At 69.9% G+C, this 15,385-nt stretch carries 15 protein-coding genes; 6 read left to right on the forward strand and 9 right to left on the reverse strand.

The window, feature by feature from the left end; genetic code table 11:
* The first annotated feature begins 117 nt into the window (after positions 1-117).
* From ACZ50Z_RS18920 to ACZ50Z_RS18930, 3 genes are all read left to right on the forward strand, one after another.
* Positions 118-1,629, forward strand: coding sequence for a flavin-containing monooxygenase (locus tag ACZ50Z_RS18920; RefSeq protein WP_464484904.1), 1,512 nt, complete (start codon positions 118-120; stop codon positions 1,627-1,629).
* Between the two features lie 60 nt (positions 1,630-1,689).
* Positions 1,690-2,715 carry an NAD(P)H-dependent glycerol-3-phosphate dehydrogenase gene (locus tag ACZ50Z_RS18925; RefSeq protein ID WP_464484905.1) on the forward strand — a complete coding sequence of 342 codons (1,026 nt, stop codon included), beginning with the start codon at positions 1,690-1,692 and terminating at the stop codon, positions 2,713-2,715.
* 245 nt (positions 2,716-2,960) lie between these two features.
* Complete coding sequence (locus ACZ50Z_RS18930) at positions 2,961-4,499, forward strand: SulP family inorganic anion transporter (RefSeq protein WP_464484906.1); 1,539 nt, start codon at positions 2,961-2,963, stop codon at positions 4,497-4,499.
* Between the two features lie 22 nt (positions 4,500-4,521).
* On the opposite strand, the gene ACZ50Z_RS18935 is transcribed toward ACZ50Z_RS18930, so the two are convergent.
* From ACZ50Z_RS18935 to grcC1, 3 genes are all read right to left on the reverse strand, one after another.
* Positions 4,522-4,782, reverse strand: coding sequence for a helix-turn-helix domain-containing protein (locus tag ACZ50Z_RS18935; protein WP_464484907.1), 261 nt, complete (start codon positions 4,780-4,782; stop codon positions 4,522-4,524).
* 69 nt (positions 4,783-4,851) lie between these two features.
* On the reverse strand, positions 4,852-5,715 hold the full coding sequence (gene htpX / locus ACZ50Z_RS18940) for a zinc metalloprotease HtpX (RefSeq protein WP_067166923.1): 864 nt from the start codon (positions 5,713-5,715) through the stop codon (positions 4,852-4,854).
* A gap of 96 nt (positions 5,716-5,811) precedes the next feature.
* Positions 5,812-6,828, reverse strand: a complete 1,017-nt coding sequence (grcC1, locus tag ACZ50Z_RS18945) for a nonaprenyl/(2E,6E)-farnesyl/geranylgeranyl diphosphat synthase (protein ID WP_464484908.1) — start codon at positions 6,826-6,828, stop codon at positions 5,812-5,814.
* Between the two features lie 22 nt (positions 6,829-6,850).
* Between grcC1 and menJ the strand changes: the two genes are divergently transcribed.
* Both menJ and ACZ50Z_RS18955 read left to right on the forward strand, forming a co-directional pair.
* Entirely contained in the window at positions 6,851-8,101 is a 1,251-nt protein-coding gene (menJ, locus tag ACZ50Z_RS18950) for a menaquinone reductase (RefSeq protein WP_464484909.1), read from the forward strand.
* 103 nt (positions 8,102-8,204) lie between these two features.
* Complete coding sequence (locus ACZ50Z_RS18955; RefSeq protein WP_464484910.1) at positions 8,205-8,615, forward strand: DUF732 domain-containing protein; 411 nt, start codon at positions 8,205-8,207, stop codon at positions 8,613-8,615.
* 7 nt (positions 8,616-8,622) lie between these two features.
* Here the strand turns inward: ACZ50Z_RS18955 and ACZ50Z_RS18960 are convergent, their stop codons facing one another.
* Entirely contained in the window at positions 8,623-9,315 is a 693-nt protein-coding gene (locus tag ACZ50Z_RS18960) for a demethylmenaquinone methyltransferase (RefSeq protein WP_464484911.1), read from the reverse strand.
* Positions 9,316-9,370: 55 nt separating this feature from the next.
* Here ACZ50Z_RS18960 and ACZ50Z_RS18965 point away from each other — a divergent pair, with 55 nt between their 5' ends.
* Positions 9,371-10,195, forward strand: a complete 825-nt coding sequence (locus tag ACZ50Z_RS18965; RefSeq protein WP_464484912.1) for an SDR family oxidoreductase — start codon at positions 9,371-9,373, stop codon at positions 10,193-10,195.
* Positions 10,196-10,199: 4 nt separating this feature from the next.
* Here the strand turns inward: ACZ50Z_RS18965 and ACZ50Z_RS18970 are convergent, their stop codons facing one another.
* Genes ACZ50Z_RS18970 through ACZ50Z_RS18990 form a run of 5 tightly spaced genes read right to left on the reverse strand, consistent with a single transcriptional unit; the run spans position 10,200 to position 15,340 of the window.
* A complete protein-coding gene (locus ACZ50Z_RS18970; RefSeq protein WP_464484913.1) occupies positions 10,200-11,354 on the reverse strand; it encodes a glycosyltransferase family 4 protein in 1,155 nt (384 codons plus the stop codon).
* A gap of 51 nt (positions 11,355-11,405) precedes the next feature.
* Positions 11,406-11,930, reverse strand: coding sequence for a DUF3592 domain-containing protein (locus ACZ50Z_RS18975; RefSeq protein WP_464484914.1), 525 nt, complete (start codon positions 11,928-11,930; stop codon positions 11,406-11,408).
* A gap of 11 nt (positions 11,931-11,941) precedes the next feature.
* Entirely contained in the window at positions 11,942-13,591 is a 1,650-nt protein-coding gene (menD, locus tag ACZ50Z_RS18980) for a 2-succinyl-5-enolpyruvyl-6-hydroxy-3-cyclohexene-1-carboxylic-acid synthase (RefSeq protein WP_464484915.1), read from the reverse strand.
* Positions 13,592-13,640: 49 nt separating this feature from the next.
* Complete coding sequence (locus ACZ50Z_RS18985) at positions 13,641-14,426, reverse strand: alpha/beta fold hydrolase (protein WP_464484916.1); 786 nt, start codon at positions 14,424-14,426, stop codon at positions 13,641-13,643.
* Positions 14,423-15,340, reverse strand: a complete 918-nt coding sequence (locus ACZ50Z_RS18990) for an o-succinylbenzoate synthase (protein WP_464486312.1) — start codon at positions 15,338-15,340, stop codon at positions 14,423-14,425. Before ACZ50Z_RS18990 ends, ACZ50Z_RS18985 begins: the two co-directional genes overlap by 4 nt.
* Positions 15,341-15,385: the final 45 nt, after the last annotated feature.

Raw genomic sequence — 15,385 nt, forward strand, 5'->3', positions numbered from 1 at the left:
GGTCCAAAGGCGAGTCCCCGCTCGCGCGTTGTTAATGCGGATTCGCCAGTTACTAGCCCGACCAACCGGTGGGTCTCTACGCTAGTGACGAGTCCCACAATTTGAGCGAGGTTCACGATGACCGTGACTCCCCAGGAGGCCGCCGGCCCCGGCGCGACCGAGACCGACTACTTCGACGTCATCATCGTCGGCGCCGGCATCTCCGGCATCGACGCGGCCTACCGGATCACCGAACGCAATCCCCAGCTGACATATGCCGTCCTGGAGCGGCGCGCGCAGATCGGCGGAACGTGGGACCTGTTCCGCTACCCCGGGGTGCGCTCCGACAGCAGCATCTTCACACTGTCCTTCCCGTTCGAGCCGTGGACCCGTGAGGAGGGCGTGGCCGACGGCGTGCACATCCGCGAGTACCTGAGTACCACCGCGCGCAAGTACGGCATCGACCGCCACATCCGGTTCAACAGCTACGTACGCTCGGCGAACTGGGACTCCGCGACCGACACCTGGACCGTCACCGTCGAACAGGACGGGACGCGCAAGCTCTACCGCGCCCGCTTCCTGTTCTTCGGCAGCGGCTATTACAACTACGACGAGGGCTACACCCCCGACTTCCCGGGCATCGAGGAGTTCAAGGGCACGGTGGTGCACCCCCAGCACTGGCCCGAGGACCTCGACTACGCCGGCAAGAAGGTCGTGGTGATCGGCAGCGGGGCGACCGCGGTGACGCTGCTGCCGTCGCTGTCGGACCGCGCCGCGCAGGTGACCATGCTGCAGCGCTCGCCCACCTATCTCATCTCGGCATCCAAGTACGGCACGGTCGCCGCCGTCTCTCGGAAACTGTTGCCCCGCAAGCCCGCTCACCTCGTTGTCCGCATGTACAGCGCGCTGACCGAGGCGGTGTTCTTCGCGTTGTCCCGCAAGGCGCCGGGGTTCGTGCGGTGGCTGTTGCGCCGCAAGGCGATCAACAGCCTGCCGGCCGGCTACGACGTCGACACCCACTTCAAGCCGCGGTACAACCCGTGGGACCAGCGGATGTGCCTGATCCCCGACGCCGACCTGTACGAGGCCATCAGCGCGGGGCGAGCCGACGTGGTCACCGACCACATCGACCACTTCGATGCGACCGGCATCGCACTCAAATCCGGCAGGCATCTCGACGCCGACGTCATCGTCACCGCCACCGGCCTGCAGCTGCAGGCGCTCGGTGGGGCCACGATCAGCCTGGACGGCAACGAAATCAAGACCAGCGACCGCTTCGTCTACAAGGCGCACATGCTCGAAGACGTGCCGAACCTGTTCTGGTGCGTGGGCTACACCAACGCGTCGTGGACGCTGCGGGCCGACATCACCGCCCGCGCGACGGCAAAACTCATGGAACACATGACCTCTCACGGCTTCACACGCGCCGCCCCGCATCGCGGCAACGAGCCGATGACCGAGAAGCCGTCGTGGGACATCAACGCCGGCTACGTGCTGCGCTCGGTGCACGCGCTGCCCAAGTCGGGCACCAAGCGACCGTGGAATGTGCGGCAGAACTATCTCGCCGACGCGATCGACTACCGCTTCGATCGCATCGAGGAGGCGATGGTGTTCGGCCGCGCCGCCGACCGCACCGCGCTGGCCGGATAGGGCGCACGGGAGTTCGTGAACTGCTTCTAAAACCCAGATGTCGGCAATACGCTGATCGCCATGGCATCTGAGAAGCGCGAACCCAAAGTCGTTGTCCTCGGTGGCGGTTCCTGGGGCACCACCGTGGCCTCAATCTGCGCGCGCCGCGGGCCGACGCTGCAGTGGGTGCGCTCCGAGGAGACCGCCACCGACATCAACGACAACCACCGCAACAGCCGCTACCTCGGCAACGACGTGGTGCTGAGCGAGACCCTGCGCGCCACCACCGACTTCGCCGAGGCGGCCAACTCGGCCGACGTCGTCGTCATGGGCGTGCCCTCGCACGGCTTCCGCGGGGTGCTCACCGAACTGGCCAGGGAACTGCGGCCGTGGGTGCCGGTGGTGTCGCTGGTCAAAGGGCTCGAGCAGGGCACCAACATGCGAATGTCCCAGATCGTCGAGGAGGTGCTGCCCGGGCACCCCGCGGGCATCCTGGCCGGGCCGAACATCGCGCGCGAGGTGGCCGAGGGTTACGCCGCCGCCGCGGTGCTGGCCATGCCCGACCAGCATCTGGCGACGCGACTGTCCGGTCTGTTCCGCACCCGGCGCTTCCGCGTCTACACCACCGACGACGTCATCGGGGCGGAGATGGCCGGGGCGCTGAAAAATGTGTTCGCCATCGCCGTCGGCATGGGCTACTCGCTGGGCATCGGCGAAAACACCCGCGCGCTCGTCATCGCCCGCGCGCTGCGGGAAATGACGAAGCTGGGCGTCGCGGTGGGCGGGGACCCCGACACCTTCCCGGGGCTGGCGGGGCTGGGCGACCTGATCGTCACGTGCACCAGCCAGCGCAGCCGCAACCGCCACGTCGGTGAGCAATTGGGGGCGGGCAAGCCGATCGACGAAATCATCGCCTCGATGAACCAGGTCGCCGAGGGCGTCAAGGCCGCCAGCGTGATCATGGAGTTCGCCAACGAGTTCGGGCTCACCATGCCGATCGCCCGGGAGGTCGACGCCGTGATCAACCACAGCTCGTCGGTCGAGGAGGCCTACCGCGGCCTGATCGCCGAGGTGCCCGGCCACGAGGTGCACGGCGCGGGCTTCTGACCTGGGCCACTTGCACTGGCCAAATTCAAATCTTTGCGTTCTCTATGGGCCGGCCACGTCGGCTTGACCGGTGTTTGCCAGCAAAATACCGTCAGACCAGGTAGTCAGCGGTTTTCCGGTTGCGCTCCCCCGGGTCATCCGAATGTAATCCGCTGCACGCCAACCCGTTACGAAGATGTAACTGGCCGCGAGACGCGGCGGATATCGGAACATCCCCCGCAAACTCCCACCGAGGGACGGGACCGATGCAAGACATGCAAACGGCGGGCGATCGGCTCCCCACCGCGCCGCGCGCCGACCGGTGGCGCGGCGTCATCCGGCATGACCTGCCCTCCTCGCTGGTGGTCTTCCTGGTCGCGCTCCCCCTGTCGCTGGGCATTGCGATCGCTTCGGGCGCCCCGGTGCTCGCCGGCCTGATCGCCGCGATCGTCGGGGGCATCGTCGTCGGCGCCCTGGGCGGGTCCCCGCTGCAAGTCAGCGGTCCCGCGGCCGGGCTGACCGTCGTCGTCGCCGGCCTCGTTGCCGAGTTCGGTTGGGGCATCACGTGTTTGATCACCGTCGCCGCCGGAACCCTGCAGGTCGGGCTGGGGCTCAGCCGCGTGGCGCGCGCCGCCCTGGCGATTTCGCCGGTCGTCGTGCACGCCATGCTGGCCGGCATCGGCATCACGATCGCGCTGCAACAGGCGCACGTGTTGCTGGGCGGAAAGTCCAAGAGCACGGCCTGGCACAACCTGATCGGCCTGCCGGGTCAGATCGTCGGTGCGCACCGGCCCGGGGTGATCCTGGGCGTCCTCGTGATCGTCATACTGGTCGCCTGGCGGTGGGTGCCCGCCAAGGCGCGCCGCGTTCCGGGTCCCCTGGTCGCCATCGTGGCGGTCACGGTGATCTCGGTCGTCTTCGGATTCCACGTGCGCCGGATCGACCTCGAGGGGTCACCGCTGGACGCGCTGCGGCTGCCCGACCTCCCCCACGGCAACTGGGGCGCGTTCACCATCGGAGTGATCACCGTCGCGCTCATCGCCAGCGTCGAGAGCCTGCTGTCAGCGGTGTCGGTCGACCGGATGCACAACGGGCCGCGCACCGACTTCAACCGCGAGTTGGTGGGACAGGGCGCCGCCAACATCATCTCCGGGACCGTCGGCGGGCTGCCGATCACCGGGGTCATCGTCCGCAGCTCCACAAATGTCAACGCGGGCGCCAAATCCCGGGCGTCCGCGATCATGCACGGGGTCTGGATCCTGCTGTTCACCATCCCGTTCGCCGGGCTGGTCGAACAGATCCCCACCGCCGCGCTCGCCGGCCTGCTAATCGTCATCGGCATCCAGCTGCTCAAACCGGCCCACATCGAAACCGCAATGAAGCACGGCGATCTCGCGGTGTACGTGGTGACGGCCGTCAGCGTCGTCTTCCTCAACCTGCTGCACGGCGTGCTGATCGGGCTCGCGCTGGCCATCGCGCTCACCGGATGGCGGGTGATCCGGGCCAAGATCGAGGCGGAGCCGGTTGACGACGAATGGCGGATCGTCATCGAGGGCGCGGCCTGCACCTTCCTGGCGCTACCGAGGCTAACGCGGATGCTGGCCTCGGTTCCGCAGGGGGCGACGGTGACGGTGGTCATCTCGGTGCATTACCTCGATCACGCTGCGCACCAAGCGATTACCGATTGGCAGCGTCAGCACGAGGCGACGGGCGGGACCGTTCACATCCGGGGTGTGGTCGAAACGGGTCACCGCACCGCGGCCGAACCGCTGGTCGAAGCGCAAAGGCCCGGAGCCGCCGCCTAATTGCGCGCGGCGCGCCGTCCGGTCAGTCGACGTCGATCCTGATGTGCAGCCGCTTGCCGCACACCTCCGCCAGGTGCTGCAGCACGTCGACGCGCGGCACCTCGTCACCGCTCTCCCACGCCGCCACGGCCTCCCGGGTGGTGCCGAGTGCCTGCGCCAGTTGCTCCTGGTTCATCCCGGCACCGGCACGGGTTTCGAAAATCAAGTCGGGCAGGTTCAGCGCCAGCCCAGCTTCGTGAATATCGATCGAATTCGAGTCCGACATCGCAATCACCGCTTTCATCAACGGTCAGCCCAAGGACTACAGCTAACCTCGATGTTACGTGCGGTTCGGGCGATGTGCACGCGGCGTTTACCGCCCGGCCATCTGCTCCAGCCGGCGGATGCGGTCCTCGATCGGCGGGTGCGTCGAAAACAGCGACCCGATCCGCTCGCCGGCCCGGAACGGGCTGGCGATCATCAGGTGCGCCTGGCTGGCGAGCTGGGGCTCGGGCGGAAGCGGGGCGGCCTGGACCCCGCCGGAGATCTTGCGCAGGGCCGACGCCAGCGCCAGCGGGTCACCGGTCAGCACCGCGCCCGATTCGTCCGCCTGGTATTCGCGCGACCGGGATACCGCGAGGCGCACGACCGTCGCGGCGATCGGGCCCAACAACGAAACCAACAGCAGCGCAAAGGGATTCTCGCCGTCGCGGTTGTTGCCCCCGAACATGCCGGCGAACATGGCCATGTTGGCCAGCGCGGTGATCACCGACGCCATCGCGCCGGCGATGCACGAGATCAGGATGTCGCGGTTGTAGACGTGCGAGAGTTCGTGTCCCAGCACGGCGCGCAGCTCGCGCTCGGTGAGGATGCCCAAAATGCCGGTGGTGCAACACACCGCGGCGTTGCGCGGATTGCGGCCGGTCGCGAACGCGTTGGGCGCATTGGTGTCGCTGATGTAGAGCCGCGGCATCGGCTGGTGCGCGGCGGTGGCCAGCTCCCGAACGATCCGGTACATCGCCGGCGCCTGCAGCTCGGAGACCGGCTGCGCGTGCATCGCGCGCAGCGCCAGCTTGTCGCTGTTGTAGTACGTATAGACGTTCATGCCGATGGCGAACAGCACCGCGAGAAACATTGCGGTCTTGCCGAACAGCGAGCCCACGAACACGATCAACGCGGACATGCCGACCAACAGGGCGAAGGTCTTGAGCCTGTTGGTGTGCGGATGCCAGGTCATCGATGTCCTCCTAGGACATATCGGAGCACACTCCGGAACAGTCGTTTCATTGTCGACTATTGAACGCCCGGAACGGCTCGAGGAGTTCCGAGCCCGCTAGCCGTGCCGGCTGATGGTGTAGTCGACCAGCGTCTGCAGCGCGTGGCGGCCGGGCACGTCGGGCAACAGGGCCAGCTCTCGGCGTGCCTGCGCCGCGTAGTCCTGCAGCGACTGCTTGGCCTTGGCCATGCCCGCCGACGCCCTCAGCAGCGCCAGCGCCTCGGCCACCACCGCGTCGTCGTCGATGGGCCCGACGAGCAGCTCGCGCAGCCGCGCCGCGTCGGGGCCGGGTTCGCGCAGCGCATAGACCATCGGCAGGGTGTGCACGCCCTCGCGCACGTCGGTGCCGGGCAGCTTGCCCGACTCGTGGGAGTCGCTATCGATGTCGATGATGTCGTCGGAGATCTGGAAGGCGGTGCCCACGATGCCGCCGAGGCGGCTCAGCCGCTCGACCTGGTCGGCGTCGGCGCCGGAGAACATCGCTCCGAAGCGGCCCGCTGCGGCGATCAGGCACGCGGTCTTCTCGTACACCACCTTGAGGTAGTGCTCGATCGGGTCCGCCCCCTCGGCCGCCCCCGTCAGGCCGCGGGTCTCGCGCATCTGCCCGGTCACCAGCTGGGCGAAGGTCTCGGCGATGAGCCGCACCGCCTCGGGCCCCAGCCGCGACACCAGCCGCGACGCGGTGGCGAACAGATAGTCCCCGGCCAGGATCGCGACGTTGTTGCCCCACCGCACGTTCGCGGTGGGCGTGCCGCGGCGGACCTCGGCCTCGTCCATCACGTCGTCGTGATACAGCGTGGCCAGGTGCACCAGCTCGATCACGGCACCGGCGATCGTCACGTCCGCGGCGTCGGGATTCGGTCCCAGCTGCGCCGACAACACGGTGAACAGCGGGCGGAACCGCTTGCCGCCGGCCTTGAACAAATGGGTCAGCGACTCGGTCATGATCTCATCGGCGCTGCGCAGCTCGGTGTCCATGAGCTGCTCGATCCGCCCGACACCATCGCGCACCGTCGCCGCGAAGGCCGCGTCGCCGAGATCAACGCCCGCCACCACCGTCGCCGGAGTATTCACGGCACCAAACATACTGGTGTGCATGAAGACGGGAGCGACCCGAGCCCAGGTGGTGGTCGTGGGCGCCGGACCGGCCGGTTCGGCGGCGGCGGCCTGGGCTGCGCGCGCGGGCCACGACGTCCTGGTCATCGATTCGGCGAGCTTTCCCCGCGACAAGGCGTGCGGTGACGGCCTGACCCCGCGCGCGGTCGCCGAGTGCGAACGCCTGGGCCTCGGGGACTGGCTGGACACCCGCATCCGGCACCGGGGCCTGCGGATGAGCGGGTTCGGCGGCGAGGTGGAAGTGGACTGGCCCGGCCCCTCCTTCCCGTCGACCGGCAGCGCGGTGGCCCGCGTCGAGCTGGACGACCGCATCCGCAAAGTCGCCGAGGATTCCGGGGCGCGAATGCTACTCGGAACCAAAGCCGTTGGGGTGCAACATGACTCATCGGGCAGGGTGACGTCGTTGACCCTGGCCGACGGCACCGACGTCGAATGCCGCCAGTTGATCGTGGCCGACGGCGCCCGTTCGTCGCTGGGGCGCAAGCTCGGCCGGCGGTGGCATCAGGAGACGGTGTACGGCGTCGCCGCCCGCGGGTACCTGAGCACGCCGCGCGCCGACGACCCCTGGCTGACCTCGCATCTGGAGCTCCGCGGACCCGACGGCTCCAAGGACAAAGTGCTGCCCGGCTACGGCTGGATTTTCCCGCTCGGCAACGGCGAGGTGAACATCGGCGTCGGGGCGTTGTCGACGTCGAAGCGGCCGGCGGATCTGGCGCTGCGGCCGCTGATCGACTACTACACCGACCTGCGCCGCGACGAGTGGGGCTTTTCTGGCTCGCCCCGGGCGGTGTCGTCGGCGCTGCTGCCGATGGGTGGCGCGGTGTCCGGGGTGGCCGGGCCCAACTGGATGCTGATCGGCGACGCCGCGGCGTGCGTGAACCCGCTCAACGGCGAAGGCATCGACTACGGGCTGGAGACGGGCCGGCTGGCGTCTGAGTTGCTGGACGGCTGTGGCCTGTCTCAAGACCTGTCGCAGGTGTGGCCGTCGCTGCTGCGGCAGCACTACGGTCGCGGCTTCTCGGTGGCGCGCAGGCTGGCCCTGCTGCTGACCTTTCAGCGATTCCTGCCCGCGACCGGGCCGATCGCGATGCGCTCGACGACGCTGATGACCATCGCGGTGCGGGTGATGGCCAACCTGGTGACCGACGAGGACGCCGACTGGGTGGCGCGCGCCTGGCGGGGCGGCGGCCGGTTGTCGCGGCTGATCGACCGCCGCACGCCGTTCAGCTGAGCGCATCGCCCCTGGTCGGCGGCGCGGACGGGCCCGGCGGGAGGCTCGATCGGCGCTCACCGTTTGTCGGCGCGCCTCATACCGGGCGTGTATAGTCCAGCTAATGAAGGGAACGATGCTGGCTACTATCGGTGCCGCTGCTGCTGTTGCTGCTTTCGCGCTGGCCGCGCCGGCGCAGCTCTCCGTGCCGGCGCAGGCGGATCCGCCGCCGACGGCGCCGTACCCGACCCCGCGCACGCCGTCGCCCCCGAGCGACTACGACGCGCCGTTCAAGAACACCGTCAACGGCTTCGGCATCTACCAGCCGCAGGACCAACTGGCGTGGCTGGGCAAGATCACCTGCGACCGCATCGACCACGGCGTCGACCACGACGCGCACCAATCCGCGACCTTCATCCAGCGCAACCTGCCGCGCGGCACCTCCGAGGGCCAGTCGCTGCAGTTCCTCGGCGCGGCGGTCGACCACTACTGCCCGGAGCACATCGACGTCGTCCAGGCGGCCGGCAACCACTAGAACCGACTCAGCGCACGGGCATGTGCCCGGCGTGTAGGGCGACGATGCCGCCCGTCAGGTTGCGCCACCGCACCCCCACCCAGCCGGCCTGGGTGAGCTGCTGCGCCAGCCCGTCCTGGTCGGGCCACGCCCTGATCGACTCCGCGAGGTACACGTAGGCCTCGGGGTTGCTGGACACCGCCCGCGCCACCCGCGGCAGCGCGCGCATCAGGTACTCCTTGTAGACCTTGGCGAACAGCGCGTTGGTGGGGGTGGAGAACTCGCACACCACCAGCCGGCCGCCCGGGCGCGTGACCCGAGCCATCTCGCGCAGCGCGGCCTGGGTGTCGACAACGTTGCGCAACCCGAAACTGATTGTGACAGCGTCGAATACGTCGTCATCGAACGGCAGCCTGGTGGCATCGCCGGCGACCTTCGGCACGTCGCGCGCGGCCCCCGCCGCCAGCATGCCCACGGAGAAATCGGCGGCCACGCACCACGCCCCGGATTTCTTCAGCTCGACGGTCGACACCGCGGTGCCCGCGGCGAGGTCCAGCACCCGCTGGCCGGGCCCGATCTCCAGCGCCGCCCGGGTGGCCTTGCGCCAGTACCGGTCCTGGCCCATCGACAGCACGGTGTTGGTCAGGTCATAGCGCCGGGCGACGCCGTCGAACATCGACGCGACGTCGCGGGGGTCCTTGTCCAACTCGGCGCGGCTCACCACACGGACGGTACCCCTCGGGAATTACGCGGCGACAGCAGCGTTGCACCTCTGCGTGACTGACAAAGTGTGGTTCATCACCGGTACATCACGCGGTTTCGGGCGGGCGTGGGCGAGCGCGGCGCTGGAGCGCGGCGACAAGGTCGCTGCCACCGCGCGCGATACGGCGTCGCTGGACGACTTGGCGCGCGAGTACGGCGACACGCTGCTGCCCATCCGACTGGACGTCACCGACCGCGACGCGGACTTCGCGGCGGTCGCCCAGGCGCACGACCACTTCGGCCGGCTCGACATCGTGGTGAACAACGCCGGCTACGGACAGTTCGGGTTCATCGAGGAACTCTCCGAGCAAGACGCACGCGACCAGATCGAGACCAATGTCTTTGGGGCGCTGTGGATCACCCAGGCCGCGCTGCCGTATCTGCGCGAGCAGGGCAGCGGCCACATCATCCAGGTGTCCTCGATCGGGGGCATCACCGCGTTCCCGTTGGTCGGCATCTACCACGCGTCGAAATGGGCGCTGGAAGGCTTTTCGCAGGCGCTGGCCCAGGAGGTCGCCCCATTCGGTGTGCACGTCACGCTGATCGAGCCGGGCGGCTTCGACACGGACTGGGCGGGCCCGTCGGCCAGGCACGCCGATCCGATTTCGGCCTACGACGACGTGCGCGCCGTTGTTGCGGCCGAACGCGGCCGGCGGTGGGCCAGCCCGGGCGACCCGTCCGCCTCGGCGGCCGCACTACTCAAGGTGGTCGACGCCGAAAAGCCGCCGCTGCGAGTGTTCTTCGGCTCGTCCCCGCTGGAGACGGCCAGGACCGACTACGAGAGCCGGCTCCGCAACTGGGAGGAATGGCAACCCGTCGCCGAGCTGGCGCAGGGCTAGCCGGTCACTGACCCTGCGCGTACCGCTTGGCGAACATCCGCCGCCGGACGAACGGCGACAGCACCGCCTCGTAGTGGCCGAGCAGCTCGTCGCAGATGACCGGCCAGCTGCGGCCGACCACGCTGCGCCGGGCGGCCGGCGCGTAGCGCGACCGTTCGGCAATCAGGTGGGCGACGGCCTCGGGCAGCCGGGTCTCGAACTCGTTGACCCCCAACAGCAGGCCCGTGCGCCACGGGGTGACCAGGTCGCGGGGGCCGCCGGCGTCGGGGGCGATGACCGGCAGCCCCGACGCCAGCGCTTCCTGCACGACCTGACAAAACGTCTCGTGCTCACCGGGATGCACGAATACGTCCATGCTGGCGTACGCCGCGGCGAGCTCGTCGCCGTAGAGCGCACCCGTGAAAACCGCTGACGGCATTGCCGATTGCAGTTTGTCGCGATCGACTCCGTCGCCCACGATGACGAGCTGCACCGCGCCGCCGGCGGCCAGCCCTGCGAGTCGTTCGACATGTTTCTCAGGCGCGAGCCGGCCCACGAAGCCGACGATGGGCTTGCCGCGCGGCGACCACCGTCGCCGCAGCGCCTCGTCGCGCGCCGACGGCGCGAACCGCAGCACGTCGACCCCGCGCGCCCACCGGTGCACCCGCGGAAAGCGATGGGCGACAAGCGCTTCCATCGTCACGGTGGACGGCGCCAGGGTGCGGTCGGCGAGGCCATGCAGATGCCGGAACCAGGCCCACGCGGCCCGCGCCGTCATCGGGATGCCGTAGCTGGCCGCGAAACCCGGGACATCGGTCTGATACACCGCGACCGTCGGCACCCCCAGCCACCGCGCCGCACGGACCCCGCCGTAGCCGAGCAGCGCCGGCGACGCGAGATGCACGACGTGCGGGTCGAACCCGCGCAGGACGCTCACCAGACGAGGCGTCGGCACGCCGAGCGGCAGCGTGGTCACTTTCGGGAACATCCGTGACGGCACCCGGTGCACGCGGATGCCGTCGTGAATGCGCTCCGCCGGCGGTTCCCCCGGTGGCGTGTCGGGGGCGATGACGAGGGCCTCGTGGTCTGTGCGGCGTAGGTGCTCGAGCACCCGGATCACCGAGTTGCTGACACCGTTGACTTCCGGCAGGAAAGATTCCGCGACGATGGCAACGCGCACGTCACCACCGTGTCAGCGCCGCCTGTCGGCAAGGTTGCCTGCGGGCGTCCGTCACGCGAAATCTGCAGGTTCGGCGCTTTCGGCGCGGCGGTCCAGCCACTTGTCTCCCAGCGCCAGCGCGACCAGCAGCGCCGCCGCCCCGAGCCAGGCCACCACCGCGATGGATCCCGCCGGGATGATCGCCAGGCCCGCGTTGCGGTGCTGCACGCGAACCAGGTTCGGGTCGTTCTTGTTGTACTCGACGTAGATGCGCATCCCGGTCGCCAGGTGGGACGGGTAGAGCACGCCGAGCTCGGGGCGGTAGGTGACCCGCTCGGGGGTGACGAATTCGATGGTGGAACGGCGCGGCCCGGCGCTGAGCACCTCCGCCTGCGCGACGCCCATGTTGTGGGTGATCGCAAGGTCGTTGCGCCAGGCGCCGGCCACCAGCAGCACCGACTGCAGCGTGACCAGGCCGGTGACGATCAGCACCGCGATCCTGGCCCACCGCAACGCGATCCTGGCGCGGGTTTTCGGAGGTTCGTCACTGCGTCCGTGAATCAATATGTGCAGCAGAACCTTTGGGGATCTCGCCATCTATGCGCGCCTCACAGCGCCGCCTTGATGGCGGCGTGCAGCTGCCGCAGCGAGGAGCGGTCCGCCTTGACTTCGAGCACCCGCATCCCGGGGCCGGGTTCGTCGAGGGCGGCGTGCAGTTCGTCGACCTCGATCTGGCGGCTCTCCACGTGGTACGCGCGGCACAGCGCCCCCACATCGACGTCGTGCGGGGTGCCGAAGACCCGCGACGACACGTCGGAGAACCGCGGGTCGCCCTGCTCGAGCAGTTCGAAGATGCCGCCGCCGTTGTCGTTGGAGACCACGATGGTCAGGCGGCGCGGGGTGGGTTCGGTGGGGCCGATCAACAGCCCCGAGCTGTCGTGCACGAAGGTCAGATCCCCGATCAGCGCGACGGTGCGCGCCGGGATGTCCGGGTCGCCCTCGCGTTCGTGGGCGAGCGCCGCCCCGATCGCCGTGGACACCGTGCCGTCGATGCCGGCGACCCCGCGGTTGGACCGCACCCGGATGCCGTGGGTGTCCAGCCCGACCAACGCCGCGTCGCGGACCGGGTTGGACGCCCCGAGCACCAGCTGGTCGCCGGGGCGCAGCGCGTCGGCCACGGCCGCCGCGACGTGCAGCCCGGTGGTCAGGGGATGCGCCGCGAGTTGGCCGCGCACCGCGTCGTTCGCGTGCCGGTTCGTCTGGACGCAGCGCTGCAGCCACGCCGGGTTCGGCGTTCCGGTGGTGACCGCCCGCGTGCCGGTGGCCTGCGAGTTTCCCGAGACGTCAGGCCAGCGGGGGCCGGTGGTCAGCGCGTACACCGGCACCTGGGGGTCGGCCAGCAGCGTCGACACCGGGCGGTGCAGGGTGGGGCGGCCGAGCATGATCACCTGCTTGGGCCGCAGCAGGGGCAGCGCCAGCGGGTGCAGGGGATTTTCCGGGGCCGGGGCCGTCGGTTCGGCCACGGTCGGCAGCTGGGCGAGGGCGGGGTGGGCGCCGGCGCCGTGGCCGGCGATGACGACCGTGTCGGGCGTGAGGTCGATCTCCAGCGGCTGGTCGAAGGTGACCGGCGGGGTGTAGGTCCACGACCGGCCACCCGGGCGGCCCTGCGGGATCACCGCGCCGTGGGGTTCGGGATCCGGCACCAGGGGCTCGCGCAGGGGGATGTCGAACTGGACGGGGCCGGCGTTGGCGGTGCGAGACCCGGTGGCGGCCGCCAGGACCCGGCAGGTGGCCGAGCGCCAGGTGGCGTTGTGGGCGTCCAGCCGCTCGGGCGCGTCCTCGGCCAGGCCCAGGCTGATGGTGGCGCGGACCTGGGTGCCGAAGTAGCCCAGCTGCTCCATGGTCTGGTTGGCCCCGGTGCCCAGCAGTTCGTAGGGCCGGTTGGCCGACAACACGATCAGCGGCACCCGGGCGTAGTTAGCCTCCACCACGGCCGGGCCCAGGTTGGCAACGGCGGTGCCGGACGTCATGGCGACGCACACCGGGGCACCGGCGGCGATCGCCAGGCCGATGGCCAGATACCCGGCGGTGCGCTCGTCGATGCGGACGTGCAGCCGGATCCGGCCGGACCGGTCGGCGTCGGCCAGCGCGAAGGCGAGGGGGGCGTTGCGCGAACCCGGACACAGCACCACATCGCGGACACCGCCGCGAATCAGCTCGTCAACGACGACGCGAGCCTGTGTCGTCGAGGGGTTCACTCCTACAGGGTGTCACAGCCGACTTGCCGCCCGCCGAGACGTTGGGCGCCTATCGCGGCTCGGCGAAGAACTTGAGCATGGCGGCGTTGACGGCGTCGGGCCGTTCGAAGAAGCCGAGGTGCCCGGTGTCGGGGATCTGCATGTAGCGGCCATTGGGCAGCGCGTCGGCGACCTCGCGGCCCAGATACGGCGGCGTCAGGACGTCGTCGGAGAAGCCGAGCACCAGCACGGGCGTCGCGATGCTGCGATAGGCCGACAACCGGCTGGTGTAGGGCGCGACGTCCAGCTGGGCGCGCATGCCCGGGGTGGACTTGACGGGCCAGGTGGAGAACATGGCGATCCAGTCGGCGACCGCGGTGTCGTCGTTGAGCGTCTTGCGGGAAAAGTTTTCCAGCAGGCGGATTTTCGCCTCGTAGGCGGCCGGCAGTGTGACGCCGGCGTCGGACAGCTCGGCCTCGGCGTCGCGGAAGAACTGCCGCGCACGGTCCATGCGGCCGCGGGTGCCCATCAGGACCGCCGCGCTGACCAGATCGGGCCGGGCGAGCATGAGTTCCTGGGTGATGAAAGCGCCCATCGACATCCCGACGATGCGGGCGGGTGCGGCGTTCAGCCCCTCGATCAGCGCGACGGTGTCGGCGACCATGGTCTGCGTCGAGAAGCCGTCGGCATTCTCCGTGGCGCCGATCCCGCGGTTGTCGAAGGTGATGACGCGGTATCCGGCCGCCAGGAACGCGGGGACTTGATAGGGGTGCCAGGTCCGTCCGGCGCCGCCGTGGCCGGCGATAAAGACCACGGGCTCACCGGAGCCGCGGTCGTCGTAAGCCAGGTTGATCACCCGGACGACGGTACAAGCAGCCGATGGCACGCCTTGACCCGGTCGATCCACCACTGCCGGCGCTGCGGCGGCGCCGCCAGCGTGCGCAGCCGCGCCGGATCCGGCGTCACCGGGCCGACGGCCAGGGCCCCGTCGACGGGGGCCGCGGTCTCGGCCACGTCCTCGACGAACAGCCCGCCGGTGCCCAGACCGCAGGCGTGCCGCAGCCGCGGCAGGGCCGCCGCGGCGCACAGCCCGGCGGCGATGCCCACCGCCGAGTCCAGCGCGCTGGAGACCACCACGGGGATGTCGATCTGGTCGGCGATGGCGAGCATGGCCGAAATCCCGCCCAGCGGAGCGACTTTGAGCACCGCGATGTCGGCGGCGCCGGCGCGGACCACGGCCAGCGGGTCGTCGGCCTTGCGGATGCTTTCGTCGGCGGCGATCGGCACGTCGACCCTCAGCCGCAGCTCGGCGAGTTCGCCGACCGTCGCGCACGGCTGTTCGAGGTACTCCAGCGGGCCGTCGGCGGTCAACGCGGACGCGGCGGCGACCGCCTGTTCGACGGTCCAGCCGCCGTTGGCGTCCACCCGCACGGTGGGCACCAGCTCGCGCACGGCGTTGACCCGGGCCACGTCGTCGGCCAGCGTCTGCCCGGGCTCGGCGACCTTCACCTTGGCCGTCGCGGCGCCGGGAAAGCGGGCCAGCACCTCTGCAACGCCGGCGGCGGGCACGGCCGGCACCGTGGCGTTGATCGGGACGCGGTCGCGGCGTGCCGGTGGCGGCCGCCGGTAGGCGGCCTCGATGCCCGAGGCCAGCCAGTGCGCGGCCTCGGGTGGCTCGTACTCGACGAACGCCCCGAATTCGCCCCAGCCGACCGGGCCCTCGATCAGCGCGACCTCGCGGGTGGTGATGCCGCGGAACCGCACCCGCATGGGCAGCGCCACCACGTGCAGGCGGTCCAGCAGGTCCTCGAGGGG

The organism is Mycobacterium sp. NTMscope_MAC_269 (genome assembly GCF_976985695.1).

Bases quoted from the DNA above. Each gene is read 5' to 3' on its own strand.
- ACZ50Z_RS18920 (WP_464484904.1), top strand. From the start codon at position 118: ATGACCGTGACTCCCCAGGAGGCCGCCGGCCCCGGCGCGACCGAGACC.
- ACZ50Z_RS18925 (WP_464484905.1), top strand. From the start codon at position 1,690: ATGGCATCTGAGAAGCGCGAACCCAAAGTCGTTGTCCTCGGTGGCGGT.
- ACZ50Z_RS18930 (WP_464484906.1), top strand. From the start codon at position 2,961: ATGCAAGACATGCAAACGGCGGGCGATCGGCTCCCCACCGCGCCGCGC.
- ACZ50Z_RS18935 (WP_464484907.1), bottom strand. From the start codon at position 4,782: ATGAAAGCGGTGATTGCGATGTCGGACTCGAATTCGATCGATATTCAC.
- htpX (WP_067166923.1), bottom strand. From the start codon at position 5,715: ATGACCTGGCATCCGCACACCAACAGGCTCAAGACCTTCGCCCTGTTG.
- menJ (WP_464484909.1), top strand. From the start codon at position 6,851: ATGAAGACGGGAGCGACCCGAGCCCAGGTGGTGGTCGTGGGCGCCGGA.
- ACZ50Z_RS18955 (WP_464484910.1), top strand. From the start codon at position 8,205: ATGAAGGGAACGATGCTGGCTACTATCGGTGCCGCTGCTGCTGTTGCT.
- ACZ50Z_RS18975 (WP_464484914.1), bottom strand. From the start codon at position 11,930: ATGGCGAGATCCCCAAAGGTTCTGCTGCACATATTGATTCACGGACGC.
- ACZ50Z_RS18990 (WP_464486312.1), bottom strand. From the start codon at position 15,340: ATGCGGGTGCGGTTCCGCGGCATCACCACCCGCGAGGTCGCGCTGATC.